Consider the following 666-nt stretch of genomic DNA (forward strand, 5'->3'; position numbering starts at 1 on the left):
GTCAGCATCGACCTGTTCGACCGCTACCCGGCGCCCTACGGGCTGATCCGCTACGGGGTGGCCCCGGACCACCCGCGGATCAAGGGGATCGTCACCGCGCTGCACAAGGTGCTCGACCGCGGGGACATCCGGTTTTTCGGCAACGTGGACTACGGCACCGACCTGACGCTCCAGGACCTCCGCCGCCTCTACGATGCGGTGATCTTCGCCACCGGGGCGGTCCGGGACGCGGACCTGAACATCCCCGGGGTGGACCTGGAGGGCTCCTTCGGCGCCGCGGACTTCGTCTCCTGGTACGACGGGCACCCGGACGTGCCCCGGGAGTGGCCGCTGGAGGCGAAGGAAATCGCGGTGATCGGCAACGGCAACGTGGCCCTGGACGTGGCCCGGATCCTGTCCAAGCACGCCGAGGACCTGCTGGCCACCGAGATCCCGGAGAACGTCTACCGGGGGCTGAAGAGTTCCCCGGTCACCGACGTGCACGTCTTCGGCCGGCGCGGGCCGGCCCAGGTGAAGTTCACCCCGCTGGAGCTGCGCGAGCTGTCGCATTCGCGGGACGTGGACATTGTGCTCTACCCGGAGGACTTCGAGTTCGACGAGGCCTCGGACGCGGCGATCCGGACCAACAACCAGACCAAGACCATGGTCAACACCCTGACCAACTGG

At 68.2% G+C, this 666-nt stretch carries 1 protein-coding gene; it reads left to right on the forward strand.

Translation table 11 applies throughout. The features are described 5' to 3' along the window. Positions 1 to 666 (forward strand): FAD-dependent oxidoreductase (locus ACFQ36_RS23220; RefSeq protein WP_377017985.1); only part of this gene is annotated, 666 nt, incomplete at both ends.

Source organism: Arthrobacter sp. GCM10027362 (genome assembly GCF_042679445.1).
Lineage (GTDB): Bacteria > Actinomycetota > Actinomycetes > Actinomycetales > Micrococcaceae > Crystallibacter.